The sequence below is a fragment of the Micromonospora yasonensis genome (assembly GCF_026013475.1).
In the GTDB taxonomy this organism is placed as follows: domain Bacteria; phylum Actinomycetota; class Actinomycetes; order Mycobacteriales; family Micromonosporaceae; genus Micromonospora; species Micromonospora yasonensis.
Genome location: NZ_JAPDPH010000169.1, coordinates 1 through 15291, shown reverse-complemented (window position 1 = coordinate 15291; position 15291 = coordinate 1). Strand labels below are relative to the sequence as shown.

Annotated in this window: 13 protein-coding genes; 7 read left to right on the top strand and 6 right to left on the bottom strand. The window is 74.4% G+C overall.

Annotation, left to right across the window (positions count from 1 at the left end):
- A partial coding sequence (locus tag ONA70_RS26625; protein WP_265009227.1) for an MMPL family transporter occupies positions 1-1503 on the bottom strand: 1503 nt, incomplete at its 3' end.
- Between the two features lie 157 nt (positions 1504-1660).
- Between ONA70_RS26625 and ONA70_RS26620 the strand changes: the two genes are divergently transcribed.
- A complete protein-coding gene (locus ONA70_RS26620; protein ID WP_265009226.1) occupies positions 1661-2974 on the top strand; it encodes a sensor histidine kinase in 1314 nt (437 codons plus the stop codon).
- Positions 2926-3594 (top strand): LuxR C-terminal-related transcriptional regulator, encoded by a 669-nt coding sequence (locus ONA70_RS26615; protein WP_265009225.1) that lies wholly within the window; start codon positions 2926-2928, stop codon positions 3592-3594. Before ONA70_RS26620 ends, ONA70_RS26615 begins: the two co-directional genes overlap by 49 nt.
- A gap of 10 nt (positions 3595-3604) precedes the next feature.
- On the opposite strand, the gene ONA70_RS26610 is transcribed toward ONA70_RS26615, so the two are convergent.
- From ONA70_RS26610 to ONA70_RS26590, 5 genes are all read right to left on the bottom strand, one after another.
- Positions 3605-5266: a putative bifunctional diguanylate cyclase/phosphodiesterase gene (locus tag ONA70_RS26610; protein WP_265009228.1), complete on the bottom strand. Its 1662-nt coding sequence runs from the start codon at positions 5264-5266 to the stop codon at positions 3605-3607.
- Positions 5267-5348: 82 nt separating this feature from the next.
- On the bottom strand, positions 5349-6161 hold the full coding sequence (locus ONA70_RS26605; protein WP_265009224.1) for an SAM-dependent methyltransferase: 813 nt from the start codon (positions 6159-6161) through the stop codon (positions 5349-5351).
- Between the two features lie 193 nt (positions 6162-6354).
- Positions 6355-7023 carry a response regulator transcription factor gene (locus ONA70_RS26600; RefSeq protein ID WP_007072219.1) on the bottom strand — a complete coding sequence of 223 codons (669 nt, stop codon included), beginning with the start codon at positions 7021-7023 and terminating at the stop codon, positions 6355-6357.
- Positions 7024-7030: 7 nt separating this feature from the next.
- Entirely contained in the window at positions 7031-8725 is a 1695-nt protein-coding gene (locus ONA70_RS26595; RefSeq protein WP_265009223.1) for a sensor histidine kinase, read from the bottom strand.
- Positions 8726-8739: 14 nt separating this feature from the next.
- The gene (locus ONA70_RS26590) at positions 8740-10542 is read right to left on the bottom strand and encodes an AMP-dependent synthetase/ligase (protein ID WP_265009222.1); all 1803 of its coding nucleotides are present in this window, start codon (positions 10540-10542) and stop codon (positions 8740-8742) included.
- 213 nt (positions 10543-10755) lie between these two features.
- Between ONA70_RS26590 and ONA70_RS26585 the strand changes: the two genes are divergently transcribed.
- The 5 genes from ONA70_RS26585 (at position 10756) to ONA70_RS26565 (ending at position 15210) form a co-directional block, all read left to right on the top strand.
- On the top strand, positions 10756-11211 hold the full coding sequence (locus ONA70_RS26585) for an SRPBCC family protein (protein ID WP_265009221.1): 456 nt from the start codon (positions 10756-10758) through the stop codon (positions 11209-11211).
- 41 nt (positions 11212-11252) lie between these two features.
- Entirely contained in the window at positions 11253-11981 is a 729-nt protein-coding gene (locus ONA70_RS26580) for a hypothetical protein (protein WP_265009220.1), read from the top strand.
- 73 nt (positions 11982-12054) lie between these two features.
- Positions 12055-13002, top strand: a complete 948-nt coding sequence (locus tag ONA70_RS26575) for an ROK family glucokinase (protein WP_265009219.1) — start codon at positions 12055-12057, stop codon at positions 13000-13002.
- Position 13003: 1 nt separating this feature from the next.
- Positions 13004-13705, top strand: a complete 702-nt coding sequence (locus ONA70_RS26570; RefSeq protein WP_265009218.1) for an endonuclease/exonuclease/phosphatase family protein — start codon at positions 13004-13006, stop codon at positions 13703-13705.
- A gap of 101 nt (positions 13706-13806) precedes the next feature.
- On the top strand, positions 13807-15210 hold the full coding sequence (locus tag ONA70_RS26565) for a flavin-containing monooxygenase (RefSeq protein ID WP_265009217.1): 1404 nt from the start codon (positions 13807-13809) through the stop codon (positions 15208-15210).
- The last annotated feature ends 81 nt before the right edge of the window (positions 15211-15291 follow it).

Here is a 15291-nt window from a genome sequence, read left to right as displayed (position 1 = left end):
CCCGCCGACCAGGGCCTGCGCGTCCGGCACGGCGTGCACCGCGGCCCGCAGCCGGGTCACCGTGTCCCGGGCGGCGTCGCTGTCCGGCGCGGCGGCGAGGACCGCCGCCACGCGGACCCACCGGCCGTCCGGCGACGGTTCCGGGGCGCCCACCTCGGCGACACCGGGCACCGCGCGGGCGGCGGCCAGCACCGGGCCGGCCGTACCGGCGGCGGCCAGGATGTCGGCCGGCGCGGCCGAGCCACCCGGGTAGTGGGCCGCGATCAGCCGCTGCCCGGTGACCGAACCGACCTCGGTGGTGAACGACTCGTCGTCGGGCAGGCCGAGGCTGAGGTTGCCGATGCCGACGGTCAACGCGACCAGCGCGGCGGCGGAGCCGACCCAGACCGCCCGGGGCCGGCCGGCGACCAGCCCGGCGATCCGGCGCCAGACCCCGTGGTCGGCGGTGCGGTCCCGGGTGTCCGCGTTCGGGGTGTGGCGGGGCACGAACGGCCAGAACAGCCACCGGCCGCACAGCACGAGCACCGCCGGCAGCAGGGTGGTCATGGCGAGCAGCGCCGCCCCGATGCCGACCGCGCCGACCGGGCCCAGGCCACGGGTGGCCGGCAGGTCCGCGGCGAGCAGGCAGAGCAGTCCGATCGCGACGGTCGCCGCCGAGGCGCACACCGCGCCGTACGAGCGGCGCAGCGCCACCGCCATCGCGGCGTGCCGGTCGGGGTGCCGGCGCAGCTCCTCGCGGTAGCGGGCGATGAGCAGCAGCGCGTAGTCCACGCCGACGCCGAAGACCAGCACGGTCAGGATGGTCTGGCTCTGGAAGTCGACGGCCAGCCCGGCGTGCTTCGCCAGCAGGTAGACCACCCCGCCGGCGAGCTGGTTGGCCACCCCGACCGCGATCAGCGGGATCAGCCACAGCACCGGGCTGCGGTAGGTGATCAGCAGGAGCAGCGCGACGGTGGCCGCGGTTGCCAGCAGCAGCGCCCCGTCCATCCCGCCGAACGCGTCGAAGACGTCGTGCTCGGCGGCTGCCTCGCCGGTCAGCGCGGTGCGCAGGCCGGCCGGCGCGCCGTCGGCCAGCCGGTCCTTGAGCGCGGCGACCGCGTCGGCGCGCCGATCGTCGTCGGCGGTCATCGGCAGCGAGAGCAGCAGCGCCCGGCCGTCGGCGCTGGGCACCGGCGGGGACACCACGCCGCCGTCGGCGTACGCGGTGAAGGCGGCGCGATCGGCGCCGACCCGGGCCCGGTCGGCGGCGGTGAGCCCGGTGTCGCGGACGTAGACGGCGATGGCCAGCTGCCGCCGCGTGTCAGGGAAGGCCGCCTCGGCCCGGCGTACCGCCTGGCTGCTCTCGGCGCTCGGCGGCAGCGCGCCGAGCGTCGAGTTGTCCTGCACCTCGGCGAGCTTCAGCGCGAGCGGGCCGGCGATCGCGAGCAGCGCCAGCCAGAGCAGGAGCACCGCGTACTTGCCGCGGCGGCCGGACGACAGGCCGGCCAGTCGTTGCGGGGACATCTCGGGATTCCTCTCCTCCGGTCGCCCGGGGGCCGCCGTGTGCCGCCGCCCCCGCCTCCCCGATCCTTCGCCGCACGCGGGGGTGGGGTCAGGGGTCCCAACCCGCCGACCGGGGTGGTGCCAGCACCACCGCTCGCCGGGGCGGCGGTGCCGGAGAATGGAGCCCGTGGACGGCTCGGTACGCGGACAGCTCCGCCAGTGGGTGCGGCCCGGCGCGATCACCGTCGCGCAGGGGCTGCTGATCGCCCTGCTGTCGCTGACCACCCACGTGGCGCTCTTCGTGCTCTCGGTGGCGTCCCTGGTCCTCATCCCGCTCCTCGGCGTCGGGTTCGCCCTGTTCCCGCTGGCCACCGCGCTGGTCCGCGTCGCCGCCGGGCTGCACCGCCGGCTCGCCGGCTGGGCGGGAGTCGAGCTGCCCAGCCCGTACCGGCCGGCCCCGGCCGGCGCGGGGTTCGGCACCTGGCGGCGGTTCCGCTGGGTGGTCGCCGACCCGGCCACCTGGCGGGACCTGGCCTGGCTGCTGCCCGGCGCGGTGACCGGCGGGGTGTGCCTGGCCGCGTTCGCCCTGCCGCTGTACGGCCTGGAGGGCGTGCTCGGCCTGCCGATGGTGCTGCACGCCTTCGACGTCTGGTACGGCTACGGCCCGTTCTGGCCGGTCGACAACCTGATCCAGGCGTGGCTCTGCTTCCCGCTGGGGGCGCTCATCCTGGCCGGTGGCCTGGCCGCCGGGCGCTGGCTGGTCTGGCTGCACGTGGCCTTCGCCGGGTTCTTCCTGCCGCCGACCCGGGCCGCCGAGCTGGCGCTGCGGGTCCGCCAGCTCACCGTCACCCGGGCCGAGACGGTCGACGCCCAGGCGGCGGAGCTGCGCCGGATCGAGCGGGACCTGCACGACGGTGCGCAGGCCCGGCTGGTCGCGTTGAGCATGAGCATCGGCCTGGCCGAGCAGTTGGTGCAGCGCGACCCGGAGACGGTCCGCCGGTTGCTCGCCGAAGCCCGGGAGACCAGCGGACAGGCCCTGGCCGAGCTGCGCGGCCTGGTCCGGGGCATCCACCCGCCGGTGCTCGCCGAGCGAGGGCTGGACGGCGCGGTACGGGCACTGGCGCTGGCCGTGCCGCTGCCGGTGGAGGTGACCGTCGACCTGCCGGGCCGCCCGCTGGCGCCAGTGGAGTCGGCGGCCTACTTCGCGGTGGCGGAGGGGCTGGCGAACGTGACCAAGCACAGCGGGGCGACCCGGGCCTGGATCCGGCTCCGCCACGCCGACGGGCGGCTGACCATGGAGGTCGGTGACGACGGCCGGGGCGGGGCCGATCCGGCGGCAGGCACCGGCCTGGCCGGTGTCGGGCGCCGCCTGGCGGCGTTCGATGGAACGATGGTGGTGTCCAGTCCGCCCGGTGGGCCCACCGTCATCAGCATGGAGCTGCCTTGCGAGTTGTCATCGCCGAGGATCTCGCCCTCCTCCGGGACGGGCTGATCCGCATCCTGGAGGCGTTCGGCTTCGAGGTGGTCGCCGCCGTCGACAACGGACCGTCGGTGCTGCCCGCGCTGACCGCGCACCGCCCGGACGTCGCGGTGGTCGACGTACGGCTGCCGCCCACCTTCACCGACGAGGGGCTGCAGGCCGCCATCCGGGCCCGTACGGAGCTGCCCGGGCTGCCGGTCCTCGTGCTCTCCCAGCACGTCGAGCAGTTGTACGCCCGCGAGCTGCTCTCCGACCGGCTGGGCGGCGTGGGATACCTGCTCAAGGACCGGGTGTCCCACGTGGACCAGTTCGTCGACGCGGTGCGCCGGGTCGCCGCCGGCGGCACGGTGATGGACCCGGAGGTGGTCGCCCAGCTGCTGGCGAGCCGGGGCGCGGCGGATCCGCTGGGGGAGCTGACCGCGCGGGAACGGGAGGTGCTGGGCCTGATGGCCGAGGGCCGCTCGAACGCGGCGATCGCCGGCCGGCTCTTCGTCACCGAGAAGGCGGTCAGCAAGCACATCAACAACATCTTCAGCAAGCTGCAACTGCCGCCGTCCACCGACGACAACCGGCGGGTGCTGGCCGTGCTGGCGTACCTGGACGGGGACGACACCCGGCGGGCCCGGGCCTGAGCGCGGTCGCTCAGCCGGTGGCGGTGAGGGCGGGGGAGCGGCCCAGGTGCTGCGCCGCCGGCCCCGGCCGGCCGAAGTGCCAGCCCTGCGCCGCGTCGCAGCCGATCGCCCGCAGCCGCTCGGCCTGCTCGGCGGTCTCCACGCCTTCGGCGGTCACCGTCACCTTCAGCGCGTGGGCCAGCGACACCAGCGAGGCGAGGATCCGCTCGTCGGTGCGCCCGGCCGGGGCACGCAGCCCGGCGACGAACTCGCCGGCCACCTTCAGCTCGGTCACCGGCAGCCCGCGCAGGTACGCCAGGTTGCAGTAGCCGGTGCCGAAGTCGTCGATGGCGATCCGGACGCCCAGGTCGGCGAGCACCCGCAGCGCGCGTACCGGCTCCTCGGCGGTGCTCATCATGGTGCTCTCGGTGATCTCCAGCTGGAGCCGCCCGGGTGGCAGGCCGGTCCGGCGCAGCAGGTCCCGCACCTCGTCCACCAGCCCCGGCCGGCGTACCTGCTGCACCGCCAGGTTGACGCTGACGAACGGGCCGTCCCCGGATTCGTCGGCCCAGGTCCGCGCCTCCCGGCACGCCTCGGCCAGCACCCAGGCGCCCAGCCGGACGATCAGCCCGGTCTCCTCGGCGAGCCCGATGAAGCTGTCCGGCCGGAGCACGCCCAGCTCCGGGTGGCGCCAGCGGACCAGCGCCTCCATGCCGAGCACCCGGCCGTCGCGCAGCGCGGTCAGCGGCTGGTAGTCCAGATAGAACTCGCCCCGGTCCAGGGCGGCCGGGATGGCCGCGGAGAGGGCGTACCGGGCCAGCTCCTGGCGGTTGCGGTCGGCGTCGAAGATCGACCAGCGGGCGCCGCCGGCCGCCTTGGCCCAGTGCAGGGTGCTGTCCGCGGCCCGCATCAGCTCCATCGGCGAGGTGCCGGCCGCCGGCCGCTCGACGATGCCGATACTGGCCGAGACGGTGAGCTCGTGCCCGTCGACCAGGGCCGGCTCGCTGACCGCGGCGAGCGCCGCCTCGGCGACCTCGACCACGTCGTCGGTGCCGGCGGTGCGCTCGACCAGGATGACGAACTCGTCCCCGCCGAGCCGGGCGACCAGGTGTTCACCGAGGGCCCGGCGCAGCCGCTGCGCCACGGAGACCAGCAGCAGGTCGCCGATCTGGTGGCCGAGGCTGTCGTTGACCACCTTGAACCGGTCCAGGTCGATGAAGCAGACTCCGATCCGGTCCGCCGTGTCGAGGGCGGCGGCGAGCCGCTCGGTGAACAGGGTGCGGTTGGGCAGGTCGGTCAGCGGGTCGTGGGTGGCCTGGTGGCGGAAGCGGGCCTCGCTCTCCCGCAGCGCCCGCTCGGCCTGCGCGCGGGCCATCATCGCGGCTCGCCGGATCGACTCCTGCTCGTCCAGCGTGCGGTCGCGCAGGGCGCGGGCGTACCCGGTGGCCACCGTGGCGAGCAGCCGGGCCATCCGGTCCTCGACGTCGTCGGCGACCAGGCCGAGGTCGCGGACCAGGCGGAGCTGGATGACCTCGATGGTGCGGCCGAGCCCCTCGGCGGAGGCGATGTGCGCCTGCACCAGCTCCGCCCCGACCTGGTGGCCGATCCGCAGGTCGAACGGTTCCGACTGGATCGCCACGGCCAGCCGCTCGGTGAGCCGCTGGAGCAGCGCCTCCAACTGGGCCTGGGTCATCGGCAGGTAGCTCGTCCCGGAGACCGCCTTGGCCCAGGCCCGGGCGAAGGTGCCCGGGCAGGAGCGGGCCGAGCCGGCCGACTTACCCACCGAGCCGTCCCACGCCGCCGATGAAGACCGCCTTCGCGGCGTCCTCCGCCTGCTCGGGGGACTCCGGCCGCCACTGCGGCACCCAGACCACGCCCGGGTCGACCAGCTCGAAGCCGTCGAAGAGCGCGGTCAGCTCGGCGCGGCTGCGGATGAAGAGCTGGTTGTCGGTGCGGCGGTAGACCCGCTCGGCCTCCGCCCGCTCGCCCGTCTCGCCCCGGTCGTCGTCGCTGGCCTGCGACATCACCAGGTAACTGCCGGGTGCCAGCGCCGCCCGCAGCGTCCGCAGGATCTCCTCCGGCCGGTCGGCGTCGGGGATGAAGTGCAGCACCGCCACGATCATCACGGCCACCGGCTGGGAGAAGTCCAGCAGCTTGGTGACCTCGGGGTGCTGGAGGATCGCGGCCGGCCGGCGCAGGTCCTCCTGGACCACCGTGGCCCGGTCGTTGCCGGCCAGGATCTCCTGGCTGTGCGCCACCGCGACCGGGTCGACGTCGACGTAGAGCACCCGGCACTCCGGGTCGATCCGCTGGGCGATCTCGTGCACGTTGCCCACGGTGGGAATGCCGGAGCCGATGTCGAGGAACTGGCGTACCCCCGACTCGGCGAGGAACTGCACCGCCCGGCGCAGGAACGCCCGGTTGGCCTGGGCCATCAGCGGGGCCTCGGGAACCGCCTCCACCATGGCCCGCGCCGCCGCCCGGTCGGCCGCGAAGTTGTGCGAACCGCCCAGATAGTAGTCGTACATGCGGGCGACGCTGGGGCGCTCGATGTCGATCGTGTCAGGTGCCCAGTCTGGCCGCTGCATGCCCCTGCCCCTTTGTGTCGACGGCGCGCGGGGTCACCCCCGCACGGTCATTCGGGTATTCTGCCCCTCCGTCGACGCGGTGCAAAGACCACCGTCGCTGCGCGGCCGGCCCCTCACCGTACGCGGTCGGCCCGGCCCGCGACGTCGGCGCGGCCCGCGTCCGTCGCCGGACGCGGGCCGCGGCCGTACGCGGTCAGAACTTGGGCGCGTCCGGGGCCTCGAGCAGGCCCAGCCGCAGCGCGGTCATCAGGGCCTGCGCCCGGTTGGCCGCGCCCAGCTTCTCGTAGAGCTTCGAGATGTGCGTCTTCGCCGTCGACTCGCTGACGAACAGCTGCTTGGCGATGCCGGCGACGCTCATGCCGTCGGCGAGCAGCCGCAGCACCTGGCCCTCGCGCGGGGAGAGCTGCGGGCCCGACGGGGCCAGCCGGCGCTTCATCGCCTCGGCCAGGTCGGCCGCGGTGAACGCGCTCGGGGAGGAGGCGGCGTGCCGGGCGGCGGCCACCACCTCGTCGGCGGGGGCGGTCTTCGGCACGAAGGCGCTGGCGCCCGCCTCGAGGGCCCCGAAGAGCTGGTCGTCGCCCGCGTACATGGTGAGCACGACGATGCCCATCGACGCGCTGGACTTGCGCAGCGCGCGAGTGGCCTCCAGGCCGCTGCCGTCGGGCAGCCGCAGATCCATGATCACCACGTCCGGCTGCAGCGCGCCGGCCTGGCGGACGCCCTCGGCGGCCGTGGCGGCCTCGCCCACGACCTCGAACTGCCGGTCCCGCTCGAAGGCGTGCCGCAGCCCCTTGCGGATCAGGTCGTGATCGTCGACAAGGAGAACCTTGGTACGGGTGGCCGGTGTCGGACTAGTGGTCATCCTCGGGTTACTCCCCTTCTGCTGCCGCGGCGCTGCCGCGCACCTTATCGCGCCGGGGCGAGGAGCCGAGCACCACCGCCACGGTCGTGCCACTGGGTTGCCGTGGCCTGATCTCCAACCGGCCCCGGATACGTTCCGCCCTCTCGGCCATGATCGCAAGACCATAGTGCCCGTCGGGACGCTGGTCACCGATGCCGTGACCGTCATCCGACACTTCGATCTGCGCGTACGGGGGGTCGACCTCACAGGTGACCCACAAATTGGCCGCTCCGGCGTGCTTGCGCGCGTTGGTGACCGCCTCCTGGGCGATGCGCAGCAGCTCCGCCTCGGTGGCGGCGGGCAGCCGGGCGGTGGACTCGTCCAGGGACAGGTGCACCCGCAGCCCGCCGGACGCGCCGACGGTGCGCGCGTACTCGGCGATCGCGGCGGCCAGGCCGCCGTGCCGGTCCACCTCGCTGCGCAGCTCGAACAGGCTCAGCCGCAGCTCGGTGATCACCCGGGTGACCTCCTGGCGCAGGGTGCGCAGCGAGTCGGCGGTCTCCTCGGCGTCGTCGTGCACGGTGGCCAGGGCGTTGTCGATGCCGTACCCGACCATCACCAGCTCCTGGGCGACCCCGTCGTGGATCTCCCGGGCCAGCCGCTGCCGCTCCTCGTTGGTGGCCAGCGACCGCACCTCGTCGAAGAGCAGCGCGGCCTCCAGGCGCAGCGCCGCCGGCCCGGTCAGCGCGGTCACCCGGGACACCACCGCCGGCGGGTACGCGTGCGGGGTGTCCGCTTCGACGACCACCAGGCCGACCGTGCGCACCCCGGCGACCAGCGGCACGATCAGCGCGGACACCTCCCCGGGGTGCTGCGAGCGGGCCTGCGAGCGGTTCGAGGTCTGCGGCTGCTGGCTGGCCCAGGCGTCGGCGATGGCCGAGTCCGCGTCGAGCGTGGTCTCCCAGTCGACCCGGTCCGCGCCGATCTGGGCGAGCACCACCAGCCGGCCGCCGCCGGAGGCGGAGAGCACCGCGCCGCGGTCGGTCTTGGCCACCACCCGCAGCTCCTCCAGCAGGTGCTCGGAGATGCCGCCCGGGTCCAGGGTCGCGCCGGGCAGCTGCCGGGCGACCGTGCGCAGCTGGGTCAGCAGCCGGGTGGCCTCCGCGTACGGCTGGGGCTTGCCCTCGCCGCGCACCCGCACCACCCGCTGGAACGTGCCCGCGGTGTAGAGGCCCAGGCCGGCCAGGATCAGCCACTGCGCGCAGACGGCCAGGTAGCCGAGCTGGCCGAGCTGCCGCCCGCCGTCCACCACGGTGAAAGCCGCGCTGACCAGCAGGGTGGCCGCCCCCACCGCGAGCAGTGCCGCCCCCTCGCGGAACTTCCGGCGCAGCGCCGTCACGGTGACCGGTACGGCCAGGTAGGGCAGCACCGCCGAGGCCCCCAGCCCGCCGGTCACCCCGGTCAGGTGGGTGTCGGCGGCGACCTGGCTGGCGGCCAGCCCGAGGACCACCACCTCGGCGAAGCGGCTGAGCAGCCCCAGCAGCCGGTGCTGCGGGGCCAGCACGGCCGGCAGCCCGGCGACGCCCAGCAGAGCGATCCACCAGAGCTGGTTCGGGTCGCCGGTGGCGAACAGGGTCAGGGCGGCGACCAGCGCGAGGAGCACCAGGCGCGCGGCCGCGGCGAGGGGCTGGGTCTGCGGCTGGCTGGTTGTCGAGGCGGGCACGTGACGGATGGTAGTCAGCGTTGGTAGATGTCCGCGATCTCCGCCGCGTACGTCTTGTGCACGACCTGCCGCTTGACCTTCAGCGACGGGGTCAGCTCGCCGCCGGCCTCGGTGAAGTCCTGCGGCAGGATCCGGAACACCTTGATCGCCTCGGCCTTGGAGACCGACTGGTTGGCCCGGTCGATCGCGCCCTGGACCTCGGCCCGCAGCGCCTCGTCGTCGCGCAGGTCGGCGACGGGAGTGTCCGCCGGCCGGCCGTGCCCGGCGAGCCACTTCGGCAGGGCCTCCTCGTCGATGGTGACCAGCGCCGCGATGAACGGCTGCCGGTCGCCGACCACCAGGCACTGGCTGACCAGCGGGTGGGCCCGGACCTCGTCCTCCAGCACCGCCGGGGCGACGTTCTTGCCGCCGGCGGTCACGATGATCTCCTTCTTCCGGCCGGTGATGCTCAGGTAGCCGTCCTCGTCGAGCTGGCCGAGGTCCCCGGTGCGGAACCAGCCGTCCGGGGTGAGCGCCTCGGCGGTGGCCGTGTCGTTGTGCCAGTAGCCGCGGAAGACGATGTCGCCGGAGATCAGGATCTCGCCGTCGTCGGCGATCCGGATGGTGACGCCCGGCAGCGGGCGGCCCACCGTGCCCACCCGGGTGTGGCCGGGCAGGTTCGCGGCGGCGGCGGGGGAGGTCTCGGTGAGGCCGTACCCCTCGCAGACGGTCACCCCGACGCCCCGGAAGAAGTGCCCGAGCCGCACGCCGAGCGGAGCGCCGCCGGAGATCGCGTCCCGGCACCGGCCGCCCATCGCCGCCCGCAGCTTGCGGTAGACCAGCCGGTCGAAGAGGGTGTGCTGGGCGCGCAGCGCCAGGCCCGGCCCGCCGGCGGTCTCCAGCGCCTCGCTGTAGGCGATCGCGACCTGCTCGGCCCGGTCGAAGATCTTCCCCTTGCCCTCCGCCTCGGCCTTCTGCCGGGCGCCGTTGTAGACCTTCTCGAAGACCCGGGGTACGGAGAGCACGAAGGTGGGCTTGACGTCCTGGAGTTCGCCGACCAGGTTCTTGGTGTCCGCGCAGTGCGCCATGGTGGCCCGGGCCTGCACCACGCCGATCTGGATGAGCCGGGCGAAGGCGTGCGCGAGCGGCAGGAAGAGCAGGGTGGAGGCGCCCTCGCGGAACAGGTTCGGCAGCACCGGCACCGCGTTGGCGATGTCGGCGTAGATGTTCCGGTGGGTGAGCACGCAGCCCTTGGGGCGGCCGGTGGTGCCACTGGTGTAGATGATGGTGGCGATGTCGTCGGCCTTCAGCGAGCTACGGCGTACCTCGATCTCGGCCGGGTCGACCGGCTCGCCGGCGGCGACCAGTTGGTCCACCGCGCCGAGTTCGATCTGCCAGACCTCGCGCAGCTCGGGCAGCCGGTCCCGGACGCCGGCGACCAGGGCGGCGTGCGCGGTGGTCTCCACCACGACGGCGACCGCGCCGGAGTCGGCGAGGATCCAGGCCGCCTGCTCGGCGCTGGAGGTCTCGTAGATCGGCACGGTGACCCCGCCGGCGGCCCAGATGGCGTAGTCGAGCAGGGTCCACTCGTAGCGGGTGCGGCTCATCAGCGCGACCCGGTCGCCGGGGGAGATGCCGGCCGCGACCAGGCCGCGGGCCACCGCGATCACCTCGTCGCGGAACTGCCGGCAGGTGACGTTCGAGGCGGAGCCCGCGTCGCCGGTGCGCCGGACGAACTGCACGGTGTCGGGGGCGACCTCGGCGTTTTCCCAGACCGGGTCGGTCAGGTTGGCCGCGTCGCCGACGGTGACGATCGGCGGGACGGAGAACTCGCGCACCTGCACTCCCTCGGGCTCGCACTGGCCGGGCCGGCCATGGGTCGGCTCTGTCGAAACCTACCCGCCCGTACCGGTCGATGAGGTAGGGAGGTTGCCCGCCCGGCTGGTGGGACCCGCCCGCGCCCGGCCGGCCGGGCGACGCGGCGGGGTTCCGGGTGACGACCGGCGGGGTGGAACGGCGCGCCGCTGGCCGGCGCCGGGTAGCCTCCCCCCATGGCGGACTCCTCCATCCAGTCGATCATCATCGACGCGCCACCGGACCGGGTGGCGACGGTCATCTGCGACTTCCCCCGCTACCCGGAGTGGGCCGAGGCGGTGCGGCAGGCGGAGGTGATCGAGGAGTACGAGGACGGCTACGCCAGCCAGGTCCGGTTCACCCTGGACGCCGGGGTGATGGCCGACGAGTACGTACTGGCCTACGAGTACGCCGAGGACATCTCCCGGATCGAGTGGCACCTGGTGGCGCCCTCGAAGATGCAGAAGTCCCAGCGCGGGTCGTACGACCTGGTGGGCAACCCGGACGGGACCACCACGGTGACCTACACCCTGGAGGTGGAACTCTCCGTGGGCATGCTCGGCATGTTTCGCCGCAAGGCCGAGAAAATGATCATGGATGCGGCGTTGAAGCAGCTCAAGCGCCGGGTAGAAGCATCCGGTGCGGCCCACTGACCCGGCCGTCGAGCCGGTCGTCACGACAGAGGAGCCGACCCATGGGCACCACTGATCCGGCTTCGGCCCGGGAAGAGGCCGAGCGCCTCGTCGCCATGCTGCTGGCCGGCGCCCGGCTCGCCGCCGCCGCACCCGGGTCCGGCCCCTGGGGGCCGCTGGGTGGGATCCTGTCGAGTGTCCTCGGTCACACCCCGGGTGCCGATGACCCCGCCGACCGGGGGAGCGCGTCGGCCGGCGGCGCCGCGACCGCCGCGGGTTTCGCCACCGGATCGCCGGAATGTTGCGTCTGTCCGGTCTGTCGCGGTATCGCGGCGTTGCGGGATCCGAGTCCCGAATTCGCCGAGCGGCTGGCCACCGGCGCCGGTGATCTGGCCGCCGGGGTGGCCAGTCTGCTGCGCGCGTTCGCCCCCGCCGAACCGGCCGCCCCGGCCGGCGCGCCGGGTGCCGCCGGACCCGACGGGACGACCGCCGGGGACCAGGTGTGGCGCGAGGCCACCCGTACCGGGCATGATTCTCAGCCGGCACCCGAGCGGGATGTGTGGTCCGCCGCCACCCGGGGGGAGGGCGGCGCGGCCGATCCGGGTTCTGTCGACGACTCCGGGCCGCGGCGTGGCGCCAGAGACGCCGAGTCGGAGTGGTCGGAGCCGCCCGCCGATGCCGCCGGGCCGCAGGTGCCGGTGACGACCCGGCCGCCGGCCGGCCGACCCGTGGTGCCCGCCTCGCGGGCACCTGGCGAGGTGGGCGAGAACGTACCAGGCGACGTGGCCTGACCACCGGTCATCCCGACATCGCAGCGGCCGGTTCGGCCGGTGTCGGGCAGCACAGCAGAGGGGAGTGGCAGCGGTGACGCTGACCATCGGAGTCGACGTCGGTGGCACGAAGGTGGCCGGCGGTGTCGTGGACGACGCCGGCAAGGTTCTCGTGCAGACGCGACGGGACACTCCCGCCGACGACGTGGCCAAGACCCGCGACGTCATCATCGAGGTGGTCAGCGAGCTGTCCACCGGCCACGCGGTCGAGGCGGTCGGCATCGGCGCGGCCGGCTGGATCGACGCCTCCCGCTCCACCGTCCTCTTCGCCCCCAACCTGGCCTGGCGTGACGAGCCGCTGCGCGCGTACGTCGGCAGCGCCACCGGCCTGCCGGTGATCGTGGAGAACGACGCGAACGTGGCCGCCTGGGCGGAGTTCCGCTACGGCGCCGCCCGCGACGCCGACGACTCGATGGTCATGTTCACCATCGGCACCGGCGTGGGCGGCGGCATCGTGCTCGGCGGTGAGCTGGTCCGCGGCGCCAACGGCATCGCGGCCGAGCTGGGGCACATGCTCACCGTGCCGGACGGCCACCAGTGCGGCTGCGGCCGGCTGGGCTGCATCGAGCAGTACGCCAGCGGCAGCGCCCTGGTCCGGTTCGCCCGCGCCGCCGCCCGCCAGGAACCGCACCGGGCCACCGCCCTGCTGGAGCTGGCCGGGGGCGAGGCCGAGGTGATCACCGGACCGATGGTGACCGCCGCCGCCAAGGGCGGCGACCCGATCTCCACCGAGGCGTTCGCCCAGGTCGGCCGCTGGCTCGGCACCAGCCTGGCGGACATGGCGCAGATCCTCGACCCGCAGGTGCTGGTGGTCGGCGGCGGCGTGGTCGACGCCGGCGAGCTGCTGCTCGGCCCGGCCCGGCGGTCGTTCCGCGACGCGCTCGCCCAGCGCGGCCGGCTGCCCGTGGCCGAGGTGCGCCCGGCCGAGCTGGGCAACACCGCCGGCGTCATCGGCGCCGCCGACCTCGCCCGGCGGATCTGAGGTGCCAGGCGCCGGCGTACCGCTGCGGGTGGTGTCGTACAACATCCACAGCCAGCGCGACGACACGGCCGCGCTGGCCGAGGTGGTCCGTGCGGCCGAGCCCGACGTGGTGATCGTCCAGGAGGGCCCGCGGCGGTTCCGGTGGCGGCAGAAGTGCGCCTCGCTGGCCGACTCGTTCGGCCTCGTGGTGGCGGCCGGCGGCCTGCCGGCGCTGGGCAACCTGCTGCTCACCAGCCTCCGGGTACGCGTGCTCGGCACCCGCTGCCAGCGCTATCCGCTCACCCCGGGACGGCACCTGCGCGGCGCCGCGTACGCCGAGTGCCTGGTGGGCGGGAGTCGGTTCCTGCTGGCCGGCTCCCACCTCTCCACCGATCCGGCGGAACGGCCGGCCCAGGCGGCGGCGTTCAAGCGGGAACTGGCCGGGGCGACGCTGCCGGTGGTCGCCGGGGCCGACCTCAACGAGGGGCCGGACGGGCCGGCGTGGCGGACCGTCGCGGCGGGACTGACCGACACCGCGGTCGCCGCGGACCGGGCGGACCGGCACACCTACTCCTGCGCCAACCCGCACCGGCGCATCGACGCCCTGTTCGTGGACCCCCGGATCGCCGTGGTCGGCTACGACGTGGTCGGCACCCCGGCGGCCCGCCGGGCCAGCGACCACTTCCCCGTCCTGGTCGACCTGCTGCTGCCCGCCGCCGGCTGAGCCACCCCGCCCGCGACCCGTGTCGGGCTGGACAACGGCGGGCATTCTCGGCAGGATTTCGCACCGACCCGGCACGCGTGCCGCACAAAGGAGATTCCCCGGTGTCCTCCTCCGCTGACCTCGGCCGCCCCGATCCGGACACGACGGTCGCCCTGACCAGGGACGGCCGCCCGGTATCCGACCGGGGCGACACCGTCTGCGTCATCGGGGCCGGGGCCAGCGGCCTCACCGCGGTGAAGAACCTGCGCGAGCACGGCTTCGGCGTCGACTGCTACGAGCGCGAGACCGGCGTCGGCGGCGCCTGGAACTGGCGGCACGACCGCAGCCCGGTGTACGCCAGCACCCACCTCATCTCCTCCCGGCCGTTCACCCAGTTCCCCGACTTCCCGATGCCGGACGACTGGCCGGACTACCCGCACCACACCCAGCTGCTGTCCTACTTCGAGCGCTACGCCGACCACTTCGACCTGCGTCAGCACATCTGGTTCGGCACCGAGGTGGTCCGGGTGGAGCCGGTCGAGGGCGACCGCTGGGACGTCACCACCCGCAGCACCGGCGGGTACGGCCCGGAGCGCACCTCCCGGTACGCGGCGGTGGTGCTGGCCAACGGGCACAACTGGTCGCCGAAGCTGCCCCGGTACGAGGGGCTGGAGGAGTTCCGGGGCGAGGTCATGCACGCCTCGTCCTACAAGGACCCGGCCCAGCTGCGGGGCAAGCGGGTGCTGGTGATCGGTGCCGGCAACACCGGCTGCGACATCGCGGTCGAGGCGGCCCAGCAGGCGTCCCGCTGCTGGCACTCCACCCGTCGCGGCTACTGGTACACCCCGAAGTACGTCCTCGGCCGCCCCGCCGACCAGGTCAACGACACCCTGCTCGCGCTGCGGGTGCCGCTGCGGGTACGCCAGTGGCTCTACCACCGGACGCTCCGGCTGACCGTCGGCGACCTGACCCGGTTCGGCCTGCCGAAGCCCGACCACCGGGTGTACGAGACGCACCCGATCGCCAACAGCCAGCTCGTCTACTACGTCGGCCACGGCGGGATCATCCCGGTGCCGGACGTGGCCCGGTTCCACGACCGGACCGTCGAGCTGACCGACGGCCGGCAGATCGACCCCGAGCTGGTCGTCTTCGCCACCGGCTACCTGCCCCGCTTCGAGTTCCTCGAGGGACGGGTGCTCGGCGACGAGGAGGGCTCGGGCCGCCCCCGGCTCTGGCTCAACGCCTTCGCCGCCGGCCACCCCACCCTCGCCGTGGTGGGCCTGGTGCAGCCGGACTCCGGCATCTTCACCATCTCGCACTGGCAGAGCGTGCTCTTCGCCCGGCTGCTCGCCCTGCGGACCAGCCGGCCGGACCGGGCCGCCGCCTTCGGCCGCAAGGTCGCCGCCGGTCTCGACGAGCGCTACTCGGCCAAGGTGAAGGACAGCACCCGGCACTGGTTCGAGGTCGGGCACGTCGACTACCTGCGCGCGCTCCAGCGCGCCCTCTACGACCTGGAGGGCAAGTGACCGAGGCCCGTCCCACCGTCGAAGGGGTGGCACAGTGAGCGCGGAACGGGTGCGGGTCGTCCGGGCGTGGCACATCGGCAA